This is a genomic window from Citrobacter sp. Cpo069 (genome assembly GCF_030332785.1).
GTDB classification, from domain to species: Bacteria; Pseudomonadota; Gammaproteobacteria; order Enterobacterales; family Enterobacteriaceae; genus Citrobacter; species Citrobacter portucalensis.
Map to the genome: position 1 here is coordinate 46,510 of NZ_JAOWHD010000030.1, position 15,814 is coordinate 62,323.

Annotated in this window: 16 protein-coding genes; 7 read left to right on the plus strand and 9 right to left on the minus strand. The window is 52.9% G+C overall.

All coding sequences use genetic code 11. The features are described from left to right. Positions 1-77 precede the first annotated feature (77 nt). Positions 78-563 (plus strand): ribonuclease E activity regulator RraA, encoded by a 486-nt coding sequence (gene rraA, locus OGY08_RS01185; protein WP_008787034.1) that lies wholly within the window; start codon positions 78-80, stop codon positions 561-563. A 218-nt stretch (positions 564-781) separates the two neighbouring features. Here the strand turns inward: rraA and zapB are convergent, their stop codons facing one another. After that, complete coding sequence (gene zapB / locus OGY08_RS01190; protein WP_095533156.1) at positions 782-1,027, minus strand: septal ring assembly protein ZapB; 246 nt, start codon at positions 1,025-1,027, stop codon at positions 782-784. Between the two features lie 428 nt (positions 1,028-1,455). Between zapB and OGY08_RS01195 the strand changes: the two genes are divergently transcribed. The 4 genes from OGY08_RS01195 (at position 1,456) to fpr (ending at position 5,820) form a co-directional block, all read left to right on the plus strand. Then, on the plus strand, positions 1,456-2,301 hold the full coding sequence (locus OGY08_RS01195; protein ID WP_008787032.1) for an MIP/aquaporin family protein: 846 nt from the start codon (positions 1,456-1,458) through the stop codon (positions 2,299-2,301). Positions 2,302-2,323: 22 nt separating this feature from the next. Next, on the plus strand, positions 2,324-3,832 hold the full coding sequence (gene glpK, locus OGY08_RS01200; RefSeq protein WP_003028792.1) for a glycerol kinase GlpK: 1,509 nt from the start codon (positions 2,324-2,326) through the stop codon (positions 3,830-3,832). A 135-nt stretch (positions 3,833-3,967) separates the two neighbouring features. Further along, positions 3,968-4,978, plus strand: a complete 1,011-nt coding sequence (gene glpX, locus OGY08_RS01205) for a class II fructose-bisphosphatase (RefSeq protein WP_008787030.1) — start codon at positions 3,968-3,970, stop codon at positions 4,976-4,978. Positions 4,979-5,073: 95 nt separating this feature from the next. Further along, positions 5,074-5,820: a ferredoxin--NADP(+) reductase gene (gene fpr, locus OGY08_RS01210; protein WP_286565422.1), complete on the plus strand. Its 747-nt coding sequence runs from the start codon at positions 5,074-5,076 to the stop codon at positions 5,818-5,820. A 57-nt stretch (positions 5,821-5,877) separates the two neighbouring features. Here the strand turns inward: fpr and OGY08_RS01215 are convergent, their stop codons facing one another. Further along, a complete protein-coding gene (locus tag OGY08_RS01215) occupies positions 5,878-6,306 on the minus strand; it encodes a DUF805 domain-containing protein (RefSeq protein ID WP_008787028.1) in 429 nt (142 codons plus the stop codon). A 100-nt stretch (positions 6,307-6,406) separates the two neighbouring features. Between OGY08_RS01215 and OGY08_RS01220 the strand changes: the two genes are divergently transcribed. Both OGY08_RS01220 and tpiA read left to right on the plus strand, forming a co-directional pair. Next, the gene (locus tag OGY08_RS01220) at positions 6,407-7,009 is read left to right on the plus strand and encodes a YiiQ family protein (RefSeq protein WP_032945595.1); all 603 of its coding nucleotides are present in this window, start codon (positions 6,407-6,409) and stop codon (positions 7,007-7,009) included. A 228-nt stretch (positions 7,010-7,237) separates the two neighbouring features. After that, entirely contained in the window at positions 7,238-8,005 is a 768-nt protein-coding gene (gene tpiA, locus OGY08_RS01225; RefSeq protein WP_003028783.1) for a triose-phosphate isomerase, read from the plus strand. Positions 8,006-8,044: 39 nt separating this feature from the next. On the opposite strand, the gene OGY08_RS01230 is transcribed toward tpiA, so the two are convergent. The 7 genes from OGY08_RS01230 to cpxP form a co-directional block, all read right to left on the minus strand. Continuing rightward, positions 8,045-9,517, minus strand: coding sequence for a DASS family sodium-coupled anion symporter (locus OGY08_RS01230; protein WP_003825206.1), 1,473 nt, complete (start codon positions 9,515-9,517; stop codon positions 8,045-8,047). Between the two features lie 113 nt (positions 9,518-9,630). Continuing rightward, on the minus strand, positions 9,631-10,935 hold the full coding sequence (locus OGY08_RS01235) for an SLC13 family permease (protein ID WP_125363045.1): 1,305 nt from the start codon (positions 10,933-10,935) through the stop codon (positions 9,631-9,633). Between the two features lie 73 nt (positions 10,936-11,008). Next, positions 11,009-11,758 carry a CDP-diacylglycerol diphosphatase gene (locus tag OGY08_RS01240; RefSeq protein ID WP_020996109.1) on the minus strand — a complete coding sequence of 250 codons (750 nt, stop codon included), beginning with the start codon at positions 11,756-11,758 and terminating at the stop codon, positions 11,009-11,011. Positions 11,759-11,862: 104 nt separating this feature from the next. Next, positions 11,863-12,852, minus strand: coding sequence for a sulfate/thiosulfate ABC transporter substrate-binding protein Sbp (gene sbp, locus OGY08_RS01245; RefSeq protein ID WP_125363046.1), 990 nt, complete (start codon positions 12,850-12,852; stop codon positions 11,863-11,865). Between the two features lie 200 nt (positions 12,853-13,052). After that, complete coding sequence (pfkA, locus tag OGY08_RS01250; RefSeq protein ID WP_048237083.1) at positions 13,053-14,015, minus strand: 6-phosphofructokinase; 963 nt, start codon at positions 14,013-14,015, stop codon at positions 13,053-13,055. 185 nt (positions 14,016-14,200) lie between these two features. Further along, on the minus strand, positions 14,201-15,103 hold the full coding sequence (fieF, locus tag OGY08_RS01255) for a CDF family cation-efflux transporter FieF (RefSeq protein WP_003825216.1): 903 nt from the start codon (positions 15,101-15,103) through the stop codon (positions 14,201-14,203). 147 nt (positions 15,104-15,250) lie between these two features. After that, entirely contained in the window at positions 15,251-15,751 is a 501-nt protein-coding gene (gene cpxP, locus OGY08_RS01260) for a cell-envelope stress modulator CpxP (RefSeq protein WP_008787022.1), read from the minus strand. Between the last annotated feature and the right edge of the window lie 63 nt (positions 15,752-15,814).

Sequence of the window (15,814 nt, forward strand, 5' to 3'; positions counted from 1 at the left end):
TAACAATTGATGATTTTGCCAACAGTACACATAGCGCGATATACTAAAAATTCTCGCAGCAACTGAACGTTAAGCCTATGAAATACGATACATCCGAGCTTTGTGACATCTATCAGGAAGATGTCAACGTCGTGGAACCGCTGTTCTCTAACTTTGGAGGACGGTCGTCGTTTGGCGGACAAATCATCACGGTAAAATGTTTCGAGGACAACGGGTTGCTGTACGATCTGCTCGAACAAAACGGCCGTGGTCGCATTCTGCTGGTCGATGGCGGCGGTTCTGTTCGTCGTGCGCTGGTCGATGCCGAACTGGCACGGCTGGCCGTACAGAATGAATGGGAAGGTCTGGTCATCTACGGCTCAGTACGCCAGGTAGACGATCTGGAAGAACTGGATATCGGCATTCAGGCGATTGCCGCTATTCCGGTAGGTGCCTCAGGTGAAGGCATTGGAGAAAGCGATGTACGCGTCAACTTCGGTGGCGTGACGTTCTTCTCCGGCGACCACCTGTACGCCGATAACACCGGGATAATCCTCTCCGAAGACCCGCTCGATATCGAATAAGCGAAAAAGGCACCGCAAGGTGCCTTTTTTATGCGTGTCACTGATTGCCGGATGGCGGCTTACGCCTTATCCAGCCTACAAACTCGCACTCTAAATCCTCTAAAGATTTCACGTCAGGGCAAGGCGGCAAGTAAGTGAATCCCCAGGAGCATAGGTCACTATGTGACTGGGGTGAATGCACGCAGCCAACGCCGCCATAACGTGAAATATGACGAGGATTAGACTTCTTCCATACGACCCAGCAGGGCATGCAGACGATCCTGCCAGCCGCTCTGCTGTTCTTTCAGGCTGTTGTTCTCACGCTCCAGTTCTTCACGCTGCTGCTGTGCAGTCTGAACTTCCTGCGACAGTGAGTTGTTCTTTTCTTTCAGCTCTTCGATTTCCATCTGCAACAGCGTGATGGTATCAATCGCCTGCTGTACTTTTGCTTCCAGTTTCTCAAACACTTCTAATGACATCGTCATACCTCTCCTGAATTGCAAGGCGTTGATGGATAAAAATCCTCGTCCCGATAACCGGCGACGCCTTAATAAAAACGAGCGCACTCTACTTAACACCGATTGTATGAAGCCGCGTCATCCCTGTCCAGCGGCATCCCGCGCAGATTGCGGTTTGCAACACTTTTAGTCTTTCTCCTGGTGACATTACTGTCATAACTCTTAAGTGTTAACAGGTTGATCAGTGAAATGATTCAGCTCACACTATTTTTGTATAACAAATACCTCACAATGGCGCGAAAACGCTCATTTTGTTGATGCAGTACACACATTTTAATTTCGATATTTCTCGTTTTTGCGCGTTAACGATAAATTAACAGTGTGCCTACCGGCTCCGGGGATGTCAGTGACCTTCTCGCACACAATAAACATTAAACTCTCTTCAGGATCCGATTATGAGTCAAACATCAACCTTAAAAGGCCAGTGCATTGCTGAATTCCTCGGTACCGGGTTGTTGATTTTCTTCGGTGTGGGCTGTGTCGCTGCACTTAAAGTGGCTGGGGCTACTTTCGGTCAGTGGGAAATCAGTGTCATCTGGGGTCTGGGGGTAGCGATGGCTATCTATCTGACCGCAGGCGTTTCTGGTGCACACCTGAATCCCGCGGTAACCATCGCACTCTGGCTGTTCGCCTGTTTTGATAAACGCAAAGTTGTTCCTTTTATTATTTCTCAAATTGCCGGCGCCTTTTGCGCAGCGGCACTGGTTTACGGGCTTTATTACAATCTTTTCCTCGATTTCGAACAAACCAACCATATCGTACGCGGCAGTACCGAGAGCCTCGGTCTGGCAGGTACTTTCTCCACCTATCCGAACCCGCATATCAATTTTGTGCAGGCCTTCGCGGTTGAAATGGTCATTACCGCTATTCTAATGGGGCTGATTCTGGCTCTGACCGACGATGGTAACGGTGTACCTCGTGGTCCGCTGGCACCACTGCTGATCGGCTTGTTGATTGCCGTTATTGGTGCTTCCATGGGTCCGCTGACAGGTTTTGCGATGAACCCGGCACGTGACTTCGGACCGAAACTCTTCGCCTGGATGGCCGGATGGGGTGAGATTGCCTTCACGGGTGGTCGCGATATCCCTTACTTCCTGGTTCCGGTGTTTGGCCCGATTACCGGCGCGATTTTGGGCGCATGGGCATATCGCAAACTGATTGGTCGTCATTTACCGTGCGATGTCTGCGCGATTGAAGAAAAAGACGTTGCGGCCAACACTCAACAAAAAGCTTCGCAGTAATGTGACTACGGGACAAAAAATTATGACTGAAAAAAAATATATCGTTGCGCTCGACCAGGGCACCACCAGCTCCCGCGCGGTCGTAATGGACCACGATGCGAATATCGTTGCCGTTTCACAGCGCGAATTCGAACAAATTTACCCGAAAGCAGGTTGGGTAGAACATGACCCGATGGAAATTTGGGCGACCCAAAGCTCCACGCTGGTAGAAGTTCTGGCGAAAGCCGATATCAGTTCCGATGAAATTGCAGCGATCGGTATTACCAACCAGCGTGAAACCACCATTGTCTGGGAACGCGAAACCGGTAAACCTATCTATAACGCGATTGTGTGGCAGTGTCGTCGTACCGCGGATATCTGCGAAAAGCTCAAGCGCGACGGTATGGAAGAGTACATCCGTAATAATACAGGTCTGGTCATTGACCCGTACTTCTCCGGCACCAAAGTGAAGTGGATCCTCGACCACGTAGAAGGCTCACGTGAGCGCGCTCGTCGCGGCGAACTGCTGTTCGGTACCGTAGATACCTGGCTTATCTGGAAAATGACGCAGGGACGTGTACACGTCACGGATTACACCAACGCCTCACGTACCATGCTGTTCAACATCCACTCCCTGGACTGGGATGACACGATGCTGGATGCGCTGGATATTCCGCGTGCAATGCTGCCGGAAGTACGTCGTTCTTCTGAAGTGTACGGCCAAACCAACATCGGTGGTAAAGGCGGCATTCGTATTCCTATCTCCGGTATCGCTGGTGACCAGCAGGCGGCGCTGTTTGGCCAGCTGTGCGTGAAGGAAGGGATGGCGAAAAATACTTACGGTACCGGCTGCTTCATGCTGATGAACACCGGCGAGAAAGCCGTTAAGTCCGAAAACGGACTGCTGACCACCATCGCCTGCGGACCGACCGGGGAAGTGAACTACGCGCTGGAAGGTGCGGTATTTATGGCTGGCGCATCTATCCAGTGGCTGCGTGATGAAATGAAACTCATCAGCGATGCGTTCGACTCCGAATATTTCGCCACCAAAGTGAAAGACACCAACGGCGTGTACGTCGTTCCAGCATTTACTGGCCTGGGCGCACCATACTGGGACCCGTATGCTCGCGGCGCCATCTTTGGTCTGACCCGTGGGGTAAACTCCAACCACATCATCCGTGCCACGCTTGAGTCTATTGCATATCAGACTCGTGATGTTCTGGAAGCAATGCAGGCTGACTCCGGTATTCGCCTGCACGCCCTGCGCGTTGATGGCGGTGCGGTCGCCAATAACTTCCTGATGCAGTTCCAGTCCGACATTCTCGGCACGCGCGTTGAGCGCCCGGAAGTCCGCGAAGTCACCGCATTGGGTGCGGCATACCTGGCCGGTCTGGCAGTAGGCTTCTGGCAGAATCTGGATGAGCTGCAGGAAAAAGCGGTCATCGAGCGTGAATTCCGCCCAGGCATCGAAACCACCGAACGTAACTTCCGTTACAGCGGCTGGAAAAAAGCGGTCAAACGCGCCATGGCATGGGAAGATCACGACGAGTAATACGTCATAGCCGGATGGCAACTGTGCCTTATCCGGCAATATCTTCGTGCGGGGGCAACCCCGCACACACATCAATAATCTCGCCCCCTCCCCTGTGCTACACTTCGCGCCATTCCTTTCAGCTACGAGTTTGCAATGAGACGAGAACTTGCCATTGAATTTTCACGCGTGACCGAAGCGGCCGCGCTGGCTGGCTATAAATGGCTGGGCCGCGGCGACAAAAATACCGCTGACGGCGCGGCGGTAAACGCCATGCGTATTATGCTCAACCAGGTCAATATCGACGGCACCATCGTGATTGGCGAGGGTGAGATCGATGAAGCACCGATGCTGTTTATCGGTGAGAAAGTCGGGACCGGTCTTGGTGATGCGGTCGACATCGCCGTCGATCCTATCGAAGGCACACGCATGACGGCAATGGGTCAGGCAAACGCGCTGGCCGTACTGGCTGTTGGCGATAAAGGCTGCTTCCTGAACGCGCCAGACATGTACATGGAAAAGCTGATTGTCGGCCCAGGCGCAAAAGGGTCTATCGACCTGAACCTGTCGCTGGAAGCCAACCTGCAGAACGTTGCCGCTGCACTCAATAAGCCGCTGAGTGAACTGACCGTCACCATTCTGGCCAAGCCACGCCATGATGAAACGATCGCCGAAATGCAAAAATTGGGCGTGCGCGTCTTTGCTATTCCAGACGGTGACGTTGCGGCCTCCATTCTGACATGCATGCCAGACAGTGAAGTTGACGTGCTGTACGGCATTGGCGGCGCACCGGAAGGCGTGGTTTCCGCAGCCGTTATCCGCGCGCTGGACGGCGACATGCAAGGTCGTTTGCTGGCGCGTCATGACGTCAAAGGCGACAGCGAAGAGAACCGTCGCATTGGCGAACAAGAACTGGCTCGTTGCGCCGCGATGGGTATTGAAGCGGGCAAAGCGCTGCGTCTCGATGAAATGGCGCGTAGCGACAACGTCATTTTCTCCGCCACCGGCATCACCAAAGGCGATTTGCTGGAAGGGATTAGCCGCAAAGGTAATATCGCGACCACCGAAACGCTGCTGATCCGCGGCAAATCACGTACGATCCGTCGCATTCAGTCGATTCACTACCTCGATCGTAAAGATCCCGATGTGCAGGCGCACATCCTGTAATTGATTTGATCAATAGAGCCTTCCAGCCCATATGGGCTGGAAATCTTTCGTCCAACGAACGAAGATAAGGCAATCAAAGCAGACAGGAGAAAACCATGGCAGATTGGGTAACAGGCAAAGTCACGAAGGTACAGAACTGGACCGATGCCCTGTTTAGTTTGACCGTGCGAGCTCCGGTTCTTCCTTTCACTGCAGGTCAATTCACCAAGCTTGGCCTTGAGATCGACGGCGAGCGCGTCCAGCGCGCCTATTCTTACGTCAATGCCCCTGATAACCCCGATTTAGAGTTTTATCTGGTGACGGTTCCCGACGGCAAACTCAGCCCTCGTCTGGCAGCACTGAAGCCTGGCGATGAAGTCCAGGTGGTGAGTGAAGCTGCTGGTTTCTTCGTGCTGGATGAAGTCCCCGATTGCGACACGCTGTGGATGCTGGCAACCGGCACGGCTATCGGCCCATACTTGTCGATTCTGCAATTAGGCAAAGACCTGGATCGGTTCAAAAATCTGGTGCTGGTCCACGCCGCGCGCTATGCCGCCGATTTGAGCTATCTGCCGTTGATGCAGGCGCTGGAAAAGCGCTACGAAGGTAAATTAAGCATCCAGACGGTGGTCAGCCGTGAAACCGTGGCAGATTCGCTGACCGGGCGTGTACCGGCGCTAATTGAAAGCGGTGAACTGGAAAAAGCGGTCGGGCTGCCAATGGATAAAGAAACCTGTCATGTGATGCTGTGCGGAAACCCGCAGATGGTACGCGACACGCAGCAGTTGCTGAAGGACACCCGGCAGATGACCAAACACCTGCGCCGCCGACCAGGCCATATGACCGCAGAGCACTACTGGTAAGAACGTTTCAATGCCCGGTTAACACCCGGGCATTTTGCCGGATGGCGCTTATCCGGCCTACGAGTCAGCTCTGTACTTTACGTCCTGCGTATCCTTACCATATTTATTTGCGTCCTGGGTGCCGATGAACGCACCCAGATCGATAAGCATGCCGACCAGAATCAACGTTGGAACAAAGCGGCCTACCGCCCATTGCCAGACGCCGGGTAACATCGCCCAATTTCCGGCCAGCAGCATCCACGCCAGAATCATCAACAGCGCCCACGCTCCAGAACGCCCACGGTCATGCAGACGTTTTACCGTCACTGCCGCCGTTGGCCATAGCAGACACACCAGACAAAAAGCCGCGGTCTGAATATCGAGTAATTGTTTGCTCGCCAGCGAAAACAAAACCAGCATGCCGACGATCCATAGGCCAATCCAAATCCAGAAATCACGGCGCCCGATGCGCCCTTTAAATGAGAATAACCACTGCTGTATGGTCATGTAAGTTCCTTTATTATTACCTTCCAGAACAGTTTACCCTTTTGACAAGCTCGACGGTTACCGTTTTAATCGTGAGCAGTGAGAATGAAAGGTACGATTGATGAAGCACGGATTTACACTGTTTTTATTATTGTTTTCAGCCTTAACCGCCAGCCCTGCGGCATTGGCGGAAGAGCCATCGACGGCAACCACAGCCCCCTATTTACTGGCGGGCGCGCCGACCTTTGACCTGTCGATTAGCCAGTTTCGCGAAAACTTTAATACACAGAATCCGAAGCTTATCCTGAATGAGTTCCGCGCCATCGACAGCAGTCGCGATCGGGCAAATCTCACCCGCGCGGCCAGCAAAATCAATGAAAACCTGTATGCGTCTTCCGCCCTTGAGCGCGGTACCCTGAAAATCAAAAGCATGCAGATAACCTGGTTACCAATTCAGGGACCAGAGCAAAAGGCAGCTAAAGCGAAAGCGCTGGAATACATGACCGCCGTCATCCGCACCGTCGCACCGCTACTGACGAAGGAACAGAGCCAGAAAAAGCTACAAAAACTGCTCGCCGCAGGCAAAGGTAAGCACTATTACGCCGAAACAGAAGGCGCAATTCGCTATGTCGTGGCAGATAACGGTGAAAAGGGGCTGACCTTCGCTGTTGAACCGATTAAGCTGGCTCTATCTGAAAACCTCGAAGGGTCGAATTCCCCCTAAATTATTCACGTTTCAGGAAGGCAGCGACGCAACGAATCCCCAGGAGCTTACATCAGTAAGTGACTGGGGTGAGAGAGTACAGCCAACGCACCTGCAACGTGGAGAATGACGGGGAAATGACAAAAAGCAAAGCCTTTCGGGGGATGAATCTCTATACTGTTTCACAGACCATGCTGCCCTGAGGGGCGGCCATATTCCTTAATTCGCTGACAAGCGTGGAGAAATGAAATGCGACATCCTTTAGTGATGGGTAACTGGAAACTGAACGGCAGCCGCCACATGGTAAACGAACTGGTTGCTAATCTGCGTAAAGAACTGGCTGGCGTTGCTGGCTGTGCAGTAGCGATTGCTCCGCCGGAAATGTATATCGACCTGGCGAAACACGCCGCTGCCGGTAGCCACATCATTCTGGGCGCGCAGAACGTTGACCTGAACCTGTCTGGCGCATTCACTGGTGAAACAAGTGCTGAAATGCTGAAAGACATCGGCGCACAGTACATCATTATCGGTCACTCTGAGCGTCGTACTTACCACAAAGAATCTGACGAGCTGATCGCTAAAAAATTCGCCGTGCTGAAAGAGCAGGGTCTGACTCCAGTTCTGTGCATCGGTGAAACCGAAGCAGAAAACGAAGCGGGCAAAACTGAAGAAGTTTGTGCACGTCAGATCGACGCGGTTCTGAAAACTCAGGGCGCGGCAGCATTCGAAGGCGTCGTTATCGCTTACGAACCAGTATGGGCTATCGGTACCGGTAAATCTGCAACTCCTGCTCAGGCTCAGGCTGTTCACAAATTTATTCGTGACCACATTGCTAAAGCTGACGCGAAAATCGCTGAGCAAGTAATCATCCAATACGGCGGTTCTGTAAACGCAGCTAACGCGGCAGAACTGTTTGCTCAGCCGGACATCGACGGCGCGCTGGTTGGTGGTGCTTCTCTGAAAGCAGACGCCTTCGCCGTCATCGTTAAAGCAGCAGAAGCCGCTAAACAGGCTTAAGTTGTTAAGGCGGGAGGAGCACTCCTCCCGCTGTATTAACTACCAGTATCCCAACCAGTGCCACCAGAAGGCGCCGGTCACCCCCCAAATGGTCAGGTTGACCACACTCATCACCAGGCCCGTTTTCCACCACTCCGCCAGCGTGACATAGCCCGAACCAAAGATGATCGGCGCAGTACCCGTGCCATAGTGCGTGAGCGACATCATCAGGGAGGAGGAGAAACCGAGCATTAAACCAAGCAATGCTGGCGGCGCGCCGAGGCCTAATCCTGCGGCGAAGAACGCAGCGAACATAGCCGTAATATGCGCAGTAGTGCTGGCGAAAAAGTAGTGCGAGTAGACGTAAAGCAGAATCAACAGCAGCGTTGCAACACTCCAGTGCACGCCAAGATGGTCGATTGCGCTACCAACGCTGGTTGCCAGCCATCCCACCAACCCCAGTTTGCTGAGAAAATCCGCCATCATCACCAGCGCGGCAAACCAGACTATCGTATCCCATGCCCCGCGGCATTTAAGAATGTCATCCCAGCTCAATACGCCCGCCATCAATAGAATCGACAAACCAATTAACGCGGCGCTAGTGGGGTTTACGCTCCAGGCACTGCCCATCAGCATCGCTGGAACACCCGCCCACAGGCAGAGCAGCAAAATGAACACTGCCAGGGTGATTTTTTCTGCCAGTGATAGTGGACCCAGCGCATCCAGTTTTTGCCGCGCGAACTGCGGCGCATTTGGCGTGCGCGTGATAGCTGGCGGATAGAGCCACCAGATTACAATCGGCATGACAACCAGTGATACCAGAGCGGGAAGAAGCGCCGCAATAGCCCACATTCCCCAGGTCATGTTCAGCACGCCATCCGTCCCCTTCGTCAAAAAGCTGACGATTAACGGGTTAGGTGCGGTCGCGGTGATGAACATTGCCGAGCTGATCGGGTTAATGTTGTAGTTCACCAGCGCGAGATAACGGCCCGTTGAGCCATTCTCGGCATGGCCTGGCTGCGAGCCGAGGCTTTCCGCAATCGCCCGCATTACCGGGTGGATAATGCCGCCTCCACGCGCGGTATTGCTTGGCGTTACGGGTGCAATTAGCGTTTCCGCAAGGGTTAATGCCCACGCAATACCCAGCGTTCTTTTACCAAATAGCGCAATAAACCCGTAGCCAATACGCGCTCCCAGGCCAGTCTTTAACAGACTTTGCGACAGCATAATGGATAAACCAATCAGCCAGATTAACTGGTTCGAAAAGCCACTCAACGCATCGTTCAACGCCGCGGAGGGTTTGCCGGGGTTAGTAACGCCAGTCATCGCCACCAGCATAATCGCCACAATCGCAATTGCGCCAATGGGCATAGCTTTACCGATAATCGCAGCGATCGTACCAATAAACAGTGCCAGCAGGTGCCACGCTTGCGGGGTTACGTCAGGAGGACACGGGATAACAAACCAGATGGTCAGCGTAATCACGAGCGAGATGATGGCAGGCCAACAGCGGATAGGGGTCAAACTGTCCATGAATCAATCCTTGAGTTTCCAGTGCGCAAATCTGCGCTCAGGCATTAACCGATATTGCCGCGCATAATACAATTCACTCACTCACAAAACATAAAATTAACATTTTGATACAGCTACAGTTTTCCTAACACCGTAAACCAGGCGTAATCCAGCGGCAGAAGAATCAAATACGTTGCCGCCGCCAGTGCGATACACAGCAGCATCCCCGCCCTTGCAGGTACTTTCCCGAGCGCCATCGCCACTACGATCGGTGAAGCCTGGTACGGCAACAGTGGCGTGGAATAACCCAGCACCTGGATCATAATCACCGACAGCAGCGGGAATCCCGTCGCATCGGCAAAACTTTGCGCCAACGTGGTATACAGCGCCGGAACACCGTTCGCCGTCATAATAAAATTAAGCGCTGTGGTAATACCGGTCAGCGCGAGGAAACTGGTAAACGGCTTTTCCGCATCCAGCGGCATCACCTGTAACAGCGCTTCGCCAACAGCGCTACCAATACCGGTTTGCGTGACGGTGATCGCCAGCCCCAGAATACCCGCCACATAAATACAGGTACGAATGTTGACCCCAGTTGAAAACTCGTCGCCATTGATAAAGCCAACCCGTGGTAGCAATGTGATAACTGCCGCCGCCAGCCCGGTCCACGCGGGGCCAATGCCGTGCCAGCTTTCGCTTACCCACAAGAACAGCACCACCGCTAACATCCAGGCCAGACGTTTTTCATCCCGGCTCATCGGCTCCGGCGGCGTGAGATCGCGCGGCGCATGCGGCTTGCCAGGGAACAACCAGCAGATAAGCACAATGAGCACCGCGCCTTTAAGCCAACCCAGAACCGGCGTATGCAGCAGCAAATAGGGAAGATAATTGAGGTGGATACCGTAAGAGCCTTCCGCCGCGCCGCTCATCACCAGATTCGGTACGTTAGCGGGTAAAATCGTCGCAGAAAGCTGGAACGTCCCAAACCCGACGGCCAGTGCCAGACCATACCAGGCGCGCGTGCCGTCGTTAATTCCAGCCCGTTTCGCCATCGCCGCGACGATCGGCATCAGCAGCGCAATGCGGCCCATGTTGGATGGCATTACAAATGCCAGCGCGTAACTCAGCAGCACTACGCTCGCCACCATTAACGGCCAGGAATCAGTCAACCTCGATGACAGCGCCCTCGCCGCCCTGTCCGCCAGCCCCGTTTTACGAATCGCGATACCCAGTACAAAGCCGCTAAACACCAGCCAGAACGCGGAGGACGCAAAGCCGCCAAAAATCACATCCGGTGGCGCGATTTTGGCCACCATCGCCACGCCAAAGAACAGCAGCGCCGTTATAAACTCCGGCAGCAGCGACGTAGCCCAGAGCAGAATGGTGATACCAACCACCAGAGAGGGGATAAACAGAGGGTGTGTAAGCCAGAGCGACATGCCTGTCTCCTGTTGTTTTTTTCAACAAGAATACGGGGACAGGCATGCGGAGTAAACGCCAGATTAGGTGGGGTTAACGCAGAATATCACATTGATGATCCTGAATTTCCTCAGCGGAGGCGAGATTCAGTGCCAGCAGATTGCGCTGAGTAGCCAGCAGGACAAAGGATTCGTCGCTCTGGCGCACCATCGCCAACGCATAGCTGCCCATATGCTCACGCGCATCCGGCACCTCTTCCGCCAGCATCATAAACGGGCTGCGTTGTGCCAGTTCATTTTCCGTGACGCGACGTGCCAGATATTCATGACCGCGCAGCCCACCCGGTAATGGTAGCCAGCGGGTGCTGATTTTCGCCAGGTTGTCATCCAGTTGCTTTCTGACATCGGTTCGCAGGCAGGAGATATGAATATGCAGGTGATTTTGCGTACGCCCGCTACGAGAGTTAATGGTCAGAGAGACTGCTTTGTCAGGGATTTCCTGGCCGTATTTTTGGCTCATAAAGCTACGCGCCTGCCAGGCCAGCCAGAAAAAGTTCGGCGTGCCTGATTTCAACAGCAGCGGACTTTCCGTACCGTTGATCCGCCAGGTAGGCATCAACAGATATTGCAGTGGGCCGTTACGGTCTTTGAACACCACATATCCGGCATCCGGCTTTACTTCAGCGCATGGTGCGGGGTCCTGCTGCTGCAACTGGTGCGGCAGGCATTGCTGAAGAACGATCTGGCGTAACGCGTCCGGGTTGCCGGTGAATTTCCAGTACCCGATACCTGCAGCGGCGGCGACCACAATCACCGCCAGTAAAAGATAGCCTGCTTTTTTCATTACGCGTTTCCTGTATCCCATTGAAGGGCAAGAGTAACGCAAAACCATGACAAATAAAAAACCCGGTCGCGCTAGGCCACCGGGTCGGTAAATCACAGACTTATTTATCGTTTACTGATTTGGTCGAACGTACCGCCGTTAGAGAAGTGCTCTTTCTGCGCTTTCGTCCAGCCGCCAAACTCTTCGTCGATAGTGAACAGCTTCAGCTTCGGAAATGCGTTTTCGTATTTCTTCGCGACTTCTGCATCACGTGGACGATAGTAGTTTTTCGCCGCAATTTCCTGGCCTTCCGGAGAGTAGAGATACTTCAGGTAAGCTTCCGCCACCGCTTTGGTATCTTTCTTTTCCACCACTTTATCAACCACGGACACGGTCGGCTCCGCGAGGATAGATTCACTCGGGGTCACTATATCGAATTTATCTTTGCCCAGCTCGTTCGTTGCCAACAGCGCTTCGTTTTCCCAGGCAATCAGTACATCACCGATACCACGTTCAACGAAGGTATTGGTTGAGCCACGTGCACCAGAATCCAGCACCTCAACGTTTTTATACAGGGCCTTCACAAAGTCTTGTGCCTTGGTCTGATCGTTGTTGTTGTGGTGCAGGGCATAGCCCCATGCCGCCAGATAGTTCCAGCGAGCTCCGCCGGAGCTTTTCGGGTTTGGCGTAATGACCGACACGCCCGGTTTGATTAAATCGTTCCAGTCATGAATTTGTTTGGGATTGCCTTTGCGGACCAGGAACACGATGGTGGAGGTGTAAGGCGCGGAGTTATCCGGCAGGCGTTTAATCCAGTTTTTATCGATACGGCCACGTTCAGCAATGGCATCCACGTCGTAAGCCAGTGCCAGCGTCACAACATCGGCTTCAATGCCGTTGATGACGGAAGTCGCCTGTTTACCCGAACCGCCGTGCGACTGGCGGATCACAACGTTGTCGCCCGTTTCCTGCTTCCAGTGCGCGCTGAAGGCCTTATTGTACTGCTCGTACAGTTCACGCGTTGGATCGTACGATACGTTAAGTAACTGAATATCCTTTGCCAGAACGCTGGTCGATGCCAGCAATAATGTTAACCCTACGCCCCATTTGTTCATCGCCCAGCTCTCTTAGGTAGTGTTGTGATGAGCAAAGCGTGCCAGAAAGGCATCCAAACATTAAAGAATAAAAAAAGATTTGCTATAACTTGGGGGAATATATGGCGTCGAATTTTTGCCTGATGGCGCTACGCTTATCAGGCCTACGATTTGCATCATGTAGGCCGGATAAGGTGCAAGCCGCCATCAGGCAATTGCATTTAGTACAGTTTTTTCGCGCAGTCCAGCCAATCACCTTTGAACGGACGCTTCATGTTTTCGATAGCGTCGATGATGTCGTGGTGAACCAGCTGCTCGTTCTGAATACCTACGCAGCGACCGCCGTGGCCTTCCAGCAACAGTGCAATCGCATATGCGCCCATGCGGGATGCCAGGATACGGTCGTAAGGAACCGGGGAACCACCACGCTGGATGTGACCCAGTACGGTTGCACGCGTTTCGCGGCCCGTTTCCTTCTCGATGTAATGCGCCAGTTCGTCAACGTCACACATGTGTTCAGTGATCGCTACGATTGCGTGTTTTTTACCTTTCGCGATGCCCGCTTTGATTTCAGTAACCAAATCGTCACGGCTGAATTCCACTTCCGGAACCACCACGAACTCACAACCACCGGCAATTGCAGCCGCCAGGGTCAGGTCACCACAGTAGCGGCCCATCACTTCGACGATGGAAATGCGCTGGTGAGAAGAAGAGGTATCACGCAGACGGTCAATCGCTTCGACAACGGTACCCAGAGCGGTGAAGTAGCCGATGGTGTAGTCGGTACCCTTGATATCGTTGTCGATAGTGCCCGGCAGACCGATGCATGGGAAGCCCATTTCAGTCAGGCGTTTTGCACCCATGTAAGAACCGTCACCCCCGATAACAACCAGGGCGTCGATGCCACGCTTCTTCAGGTTTTCGATCGCCACCGCACGTACGTTTTCATCACGGAATTCCGGGAAGCGAGCAGAACCGAGGAAAGTACCGCCACGGTTGATCATGTCGGACACGCTGTAGCGGTCAAGCTGGACCATACGGTCTTCATACAAACCCAGGTAGCCATCATGGATCCCCATGACTTCCAGCCCTTCCGTCAACGCTGCACGTACAACACCACGGATTGCTGCGTTCATGCCCGGCGCATCACCGCCGCTTGTCAACACACCGATTTTCTTAATCATGACTACCTCTGAACTTTGGAATGCAAAATGAAATCTGCTGCCGGAAGTCGATTCCGCATATCGAAACGATCCAACGAATATGCAGATAGTATAACAATCACTTCCTGCTGAATTGATTCAGGTCAGGCCAAATGGTGGTAATTTATACACAAAATGCTGGCCCGGTTCACTTTTTTTACAACGAATTATGAAAGCTCAAACATCTTGCCTTCCTTGGGTACGACTGAACAGGGATCCTGATGAATGATGACATCCGATCCCGGGAAACGCCGTAAAATTGCCTGCTCAACCTGTTCAGCCACTAAATGCGCCTGAACGAGCGGCAGATTATCTTCCATTTCCAAATGAATCTGAATAAAGCGGGTCGGCCCTGACTGCCGCGTGCGAAGATCGTGAGCGCCGCTGACTCCAGGCCATGACGTCACTATATCAATAATTTCCTGACGTTCCTCATCGGGTAAAGCGCGATCCAGCAAAGATTGCACTGCCTCATACCCCATGCGTAATGCGCTATATAAAATATAGATGCCAATCCCCAGCGCAAACAAGGCATCTGCACGATGCCAGCCATACCATGCCAGCCCGAGCGCAATGAGAATCGCACCGTTCATCATAACATCAGACTGATAATGAAGCATATCTGCCCGAACGGCCTGACTTTGCGTACGCTTCACTACCCAGCGCTGAAACGAGACCAGAATGATTGTACACACTAACGCAATGATGGTGACAACCACCCCAACGCCCGGATCTTTCATCGGTGTGGGTTGGATGAGATGCTGAATCCCGGTCAGGAATAAAAACAGCGCCGAACCAGAAATAAACATGCTTTGCGCCAGCGCCGCCAGCGATTCCGCTTTTCCGTGTCCGAACGTATGTTCATCATCTGCGGGCTGCAGCGAATAGCGCACCACCAACAGGTTGGTTAACGACGCCGCGATGTCCACCAGAGAATCCACCAGTGCTGCCAGAATACTGACCGATCCGGTGTACCACCACGCGAAAATTTTGATCAAAAGTAACAGCGATGCCATCACGGTTGCCGCGATTGCCGCCCGGCTCACCAGCCGCCCATAGGTTTGATTCATAAACACTCCTGCCAGGATATGCCGCTAGTATAACGGATGAAGTAAAACAGTCAGGCAATAACCGAGGGACAAATTTTGGGCAAAAAAAACCCCCACATCATGTGGGGGAAGACAGGGATGGTGTCTATGGCAAGGAAAACAGGGTTACTACTGGGAACGTGAGTTGCTACTACTCAATAAATTCAACGATGAGCTTTTTTTCCAGTGCGCTACATCGCGCAGTTGCTCCATTCGTTGTTCATGTTTCTCATTTAAAACCGCTTGCTGCTCTGGCGTTAACAGGCGATACATCTGGTTGCGGATCCTGGCTATTTCAACCTGGCGGGCAACCTGTTCTTGCGCCATTCTTTCTGCCTGAGCGCGCACTGCGCTTTCATCAAATTTCTCTGCGGTGACAAGGCGATGCATTGTCTCCATTTCGCTAACATTAACAGGAGGCTGTTCGTGTCTTGCCTGCTGCATTAAATCTCGCATCTGTTGACGTTGATGTTCGGTTAAACTGATACCGTCAAACATGTGGCTCTGAACGCTGCGTTGCGATGAGCCTTCACCCAGGTGCCAGTGATCGCCTGTGACGACTTCAGCTGCATGGCTAAATGTACTGAGTGCCAGCGTTGAGGCCATGACGGCAGCGGTAACTTTGCCCATCACTTGCTCCCAAAATCTTTTCTGTCGCGATTCAACGAGAGACAGTTTACGATTCGGGCTGCA